Source organism: uncultured Thermanaerothrix sp., from assembly GCF_938028735.1.
Lineage (GTDB): Bacteria > Chloroflexota > Anaerolineae > Anaerolineales > Anaerolineaceae > Thermanaerothrix.
Genome location: NZ_CALIMF010000034.1, coordinates 1 through 4,480 on the forward strand (window position 1 = coordinate 1; position 4,480 = coordinate 4,480).

Sequence of the window (4,480 nt, forward strand, 5' to 3'; positions counted from 1 at the left end):
GGGTATCAGTCTGTCGAACGGACAGTCTTCCGCACAACGGACAGCGTAGGCGACGGGGTATCAGTCAGTCGAACGGACAGTCTTCCGCACAACGGACAGCGTAGGCGACGGAGGGGGGGTTTTTCGGCAGGTTCGGGCGGCAAAAAAACGTCGGGGCGGGCAGGATGTCCGCCCCGACGGGTCCCCCTGCGGTAAATGTGGTCTAAGAGGAGGTTAGGGGTTGTATTCTGTGACGTAAGCGGTGCCAGATGCTCCTATCCATGGTGGATAGGTTCCGAGGGGTGTCCCTGCGGTTGTGTTGAGCCATAGAGCAAGCTGGCTGCGGTGGCTAAGGACTGCGTTTGACGTGGGTTGTGAGCAATATATGTAGCCAGTGCTGTTTACGTGGTCGTATACGAAGTAGGCTCTTGCGTCTGGGTTTTTCTTGTATACCCCCGTGATGTTGGGAGATATGGCTCCGGATACGAGTATGTATTGGGGTAGGGGGGGTGGGGGCGGCGGTAGTGGTGGTAGTACGAGTCGCTTACGCGGCTTGCTCCAGCGAGATAGTAGCGGCTTGATGTTGCCATGGGGAACGTAATAGTCGGGGTAGTGAGGCATGCTTAGGATACGGTGCAGCTGACTTCCCCTACTTCGTTGCCTAGGGTGCCGTCTACGCTTATGAGGCGAAAGTTGTAGTAGTATGTCCCCGGTTCCAGCGGGCTATCGACGAAAACTACGTTGCTGGTGCCGGAGATGCGGCCGATGTGCTTCAAGTTGTCGTAGGCGGTGCTAAAGCCCCTTTGGCCGGAGCGGTAGAACATGACGCCCCAGCCGTTGCCTGCGCTGGTGATGGGAACGGTAACCGTGGCCATTCGTGTTCCGCCTTGGGCTGTGGGGGTGCCTGCGGTTGCCGTAAGAGTGCTTTCAGCGGCGGGGTAGGCCTGAGTGGGAGCACGGAAGTTGCTCCAGCGGCCTTGGTTGTGCTGGACGTAGGCGTTGAAAGGGGAAATGCTTTGGGGGTCCGCAAGGTCTTTCCATGTGTTTTTGTTTGCGGAGGGGATGTTGGCCCATTGTTGAGTAAGCCAGGTCATCATGCTGCGGACTGAGACTTGTTTGTTGGATTTGGGGTTTGCAGGAATGACTAGGCTGCGGATGTAGTTGCGGCCTTTCCATTTGCTGAAGACTATAGCGCCGCCGAGGCTGCCGGATGCGTCAAAGCTCATTGCGGGGCCGATAGTTCTTGCCATTTGTGTTTCTCCTTAGTCGCGGATGTGTTTGTAGAACTCGTCACGCGGGTCAACCCGCGGGGCGATGGACGGTTCGTATAGTATTTTAGGAGTTCCGTGGGGATATTTCAACCGGTCAATCCAGCGCTCTGTGAGGCAGTAGCAAATGCCTAGGTTGCAGTGGCCGAACCCTGCCCAAAGGTAGCTGCGATGTCGGTAGCACCAGGGATCGCGGTCGATGAGGTAGCCGTGGCCGAAAGTGTGGTTTTTTTCTCGTTCTTCGAGTGTGGGCCGTATCCTTACGGGCACTACGGCGCTCCAATAGGCGTAGGGAATGAGGACGTTGGGAGCGTAAAGGTAAGCGTAAGAGACAATACGCTCGTCGCCCGCGTCGAAGTAAAACCAGCCGAGCTCAACGCCGATTTTAAATCCGATGCGGTGTTTGCGGTCGTAGGGGCTAAGCGTGTAGTTGAGGATGTAGCGGTTTGTTTTGGGAGGGTGAAAAGCGGGCCAACAAAACCGGTGGCGAAATCCGATGTCAGGATAGGTTTTTCTTTCGCCAGTGTCTGGGTCGATGTAGATAAATGTGTCGCGGGGGAGGTGGAATAACTCTAGGTAGAATTTAGGGTCTGCTTGTAGTATGGCTTCGGGAGGTATGCTCCAGAAAGTGATGGGCTGTATGGTGCGGGGGATGGTGCAGTAGGGAAACTTTTTGGGTGCTTTTTTTCGCCTGCTGTAGCGAAAGCGGCTCATGGCTATTTGAGTTTCCAATCAAGAGGAATACGACAATCAATAGGCTGGAGGGGTATGTCGGGGCAGTGGTGTTGTATGGTGTCTAGCCAGGTGGGTTGAGGGTCTAGACAAGCGGCGAGCCAAAGGCCGTAGCCTGTCGTGCGTAGGTGGCAACGTTTGGCGGCTTGACGCCAGTAGTCGCGTTCTTCTTCGGCTAGATTCCACCAAGCGGCGGCGACTGCGGCCATTTCGAACCAGTGTCTTAGTTGAGAGACAGAGGGAGGAGGTTTGGGGCCGCGTCGTGCCATAAAGACTTTTCTACCCCGTTTGTCGGTCCATAGCAATAGAGGGCCGAGGTTGCCGAAAGGTAACCGTAGTGCGATGACTTGCCAGATGGGAAAGAGTCGTTTTGCCATTTAGCAACGTTTCTCTTCTCCGGGGTTATATCCTCCCCCTGGTGGTGCTGTCCTAAGGCAAGAAACGAGTTGCTGGAGCATTTGGGGGAGGACGGAAAGAAAGGCTGCCAAGAGGCATTGGGAAAATTGGCCTTGGCTGACGCCGTCGATTTCGATTTTGAGATTACCGATTTGGATTTGCATGGGGATGGCTCCTAAGGTAGTAAGGGCTGGAGGTTAAACCGTTTGATAATGTGCCGTATAGGAATGCCGAGCGTGAGCGTGTCGTTGCCCGCAAAGAGGAGGGCGATAGGCTGGTGCTCGGCGTTGAATATGCCTGAGCCGGAATCGCCGGGAGCTGAGAAAGCTTTATTGGTACCGGCGAAAACGTCTAGGTCTTCGAATGTGGCTATAAAATTGCCGTAATTGATCTTGGCACTGGCTTTTGTGCCGATACAGGTGCCGCGTGTGAGGCCTGTGCTGCGGCCTACTTTCTGGACTGGTAGGCCTTTGTAGGCTTCGGAGAAGTGTGGGTGTACTCGGCCGATGTCAAGGACGTCTAGGGTGATAGTGTGGTGGTCTTTGTGCCAGGCGTGGCCGATGGCTGCGTCGATGGTGTTGATGCGGTCGGGGCGGACTGATTCCCAGAGGTCCAGAGACGCAAAGCTGGGATAGGCGGTAGTGGGTTGATGAATAGTGCGGCCACGTCGTTCATCGCCTTGAGCGATGACGTGCCAGTTGGACAGTAGGCCCCAGCGGTCTAAGCCGTCGGGAGTGCGGTAGTGTACGGGAATGCCGCCGGTACCTACCCAGTTGGCGCCGGCTGGTTGGATTTGGGTGCCGAGGGTGATGGGGATGTCTTGGCATCGCTGATAGGGTGAAAGCAGGTTTGTCCAGTATGGTTCTAGCCGTAGGATACGAAAAGGCTTGTCGTGGTGGATAGCGATTTGGCATGGTAGGCCGAAGGAAATGGCAGAGGCGCAGAGGTTGCTGCCGGGAGCGGCGATGATGTGCAGGGTGGGAGGAATGCTGTCTATATCTACCCATGCCGCTTGGATGTCGTGGTGAGTGAGAACGAGTTTGGTGGTTTCTTTACATACTCGTTCATAGTTGAAGGGCGGTTGTGTAGAAGGCATGAGAGGGGCTTTCTAACTGGAGCGCTTTCGTTTTATTCCCCATATTCGTTCAAGGTGGCTAGGTATGTCAAGACTGGGGGGGAGGCTGTCGGCAGGTAAGTGCGTATTAGAGAGCCGTACGTCAACGGGGGCGTTGCGGCGGGGATGCCGACGCGAAAAGCGTACTCGTATTCCTCGCAATGAGGGGAGGCCGTCGGTTTGGTCTGCCAGTGCTCTGGCTGTGTGCTCGGTAATTTCCAGGATGATTTGGCGGGGAGGCTCGTCTTGGAGGATGTGCAGATAGGCTTTCCATCGGCTACCGATGTCGTCTTCGCAAGCAGGGCAGTTTTCTCCGCGGCAGGGGTAGCTTCTTCCGCCGTAGAAATGGACCCAAGTGCCGATCATTTGGTCGCTGAGGATGGTGCCGGTGATGGCGGTATGAGGCGGCACTCGGACTAAGGGGATGGTGTGAGGGGTGCCATTAGGAGGGACGGAGGACCAAGTGAGCATTTTTGCTTCTCCTTTCGGGGGATGGGATTAGACATTAGAATGTCTATTAGTCTTAAAGAAGGAAGTCGAAAGACGAAAGACACTGTGGAAGTATGCCTTTACCTTCTAAGGATAAGGCATGACATTACCTTTGTCAAGGGATGGGAGGTAGAGAGAGACTTTCCTTGGTGCCCGCGGGGCTAGGGGTCCCCGCGGGCGACTGATAAGCCCCCCCGAAGCTTGCGGGGCAGGGAGACTAGCCTATAGGGGGACTGTCCTGGGGGTCCCCGCAAGCTGAGGGGGGGAAAAAAAGATGGGCTCTGATATGGCGTGGGAATAGGGAGGGGAAGAAGAGACTATCCTTGGTACCAAGCTCGGCGGCAGGATGCCGCCGAGGGGAGCCGCCCGAACCTGCCGAAAAACCCCCCCTCCGTCGCCTACGCTGTCCGTTGTGCGGAAGACTGTCCGTTCGACTGACTGATACCCCGTCGCCTACGCTGTCCGTTGTGCGGAAGACTGTCCGTTCGACAGACTGATACCC

General features: G+C 55.9%; 5 protein-coding genes. All 5 read right to left on the minus strand.

What is annotated here, in order from left to right:
* Positions 1-602: 602 nt before the first annotated feature.
* Positions 603-1,229, minus strand: a complete 627-nt coding sequence (locus Q0721_RS12170; protein ID WP_299030424.1) for a hypothetical protein — start codon at positions 1,227-1,229, stop codon at positions 603-605.
* A 12-nt stretch (positions 1,230-1,241) separates the two neighbouring features.
* Entirely contained in the window at positions 1,242-1,961 is a 720-nt protein-coding gene (locus tag Q0721_RS12175) for a hypothetical protein (RefSeq protein WP_299030427.1), read from the minus strand.
* Positions 1,962-1,963: 2 nt separating this feature from the next.
* Positions 1,964-2,356: a hypothetical protein gene (locus Q0721_RS12180; RefSeq protein ID WP_299030429.1), complete on the minus strand. Its 393-nt coding sequence runs from the start codon at positions 2,354-2,356 to the stop codon at positions 1,964-1,966.
* 194 nt (positions 2,357-2,550) lie between these two features.
* Complete coding sequence (locus Q0721_RS12185; RefSeq protein WP_299030432.1) at positions 2,551-3,471, minus strand: hypothetical protein; 921 nt, start codon at positions 3,469-3,471, stop codon at positions 2,551-2,553.
* A gap of 12 nt (positions 3,472-3,483) precedes the next feature.
* Positions 3,484-3,960, minus strand: a complete 477-nt coding sequence (locus Q0721_RS12190; RefSeq protein WP_299030434.1) for a hypothetical protein — start codon at positions 3,958-3,960, stop codon at positions 3,484-3,486.
* Between the last annotated feature and the right edge of the window lie 520 nt (positions 3,961-4,480).

Coding starts and splice junctions, on each gene's coding strand:
- Q0721_RS12170 (WP_299030424.1), bottom strand. CDS start 1,229: ATGGCAAGAACTATCGGCCCCGCAATGAGCTTTGACGCATCCGGCAGC.
- Q0721_RS12190 (WP_299030434.1), bottom strand. CDS start 3,960: ATGCTCACTTGGTCCTCCGTCCCTCCTAATGGCACCCCTCACACCATC.
- Q0721_RS12180 (WP_299030429.1), bottom strand. CDS start 2,356: ATGGCAAAACGACTCTTTCCCATCTGGCAAGTCATCGCACTACGGTTA.
- Q0721_RS12185 (WP_299030432.1), bottom strand. CDS start 3,471: ATGCCTTCTACACAACCGCCCTTCAACTATGAACGAGTATGTAAAGAA.
- Q0721_RS12175 (WP_299030427.1), bottom strand. CDS start 1,961: ATGAGCCGCTTTCGCTACAGCAGGCGAAAAAAAGCACCCAAAAAGTTT.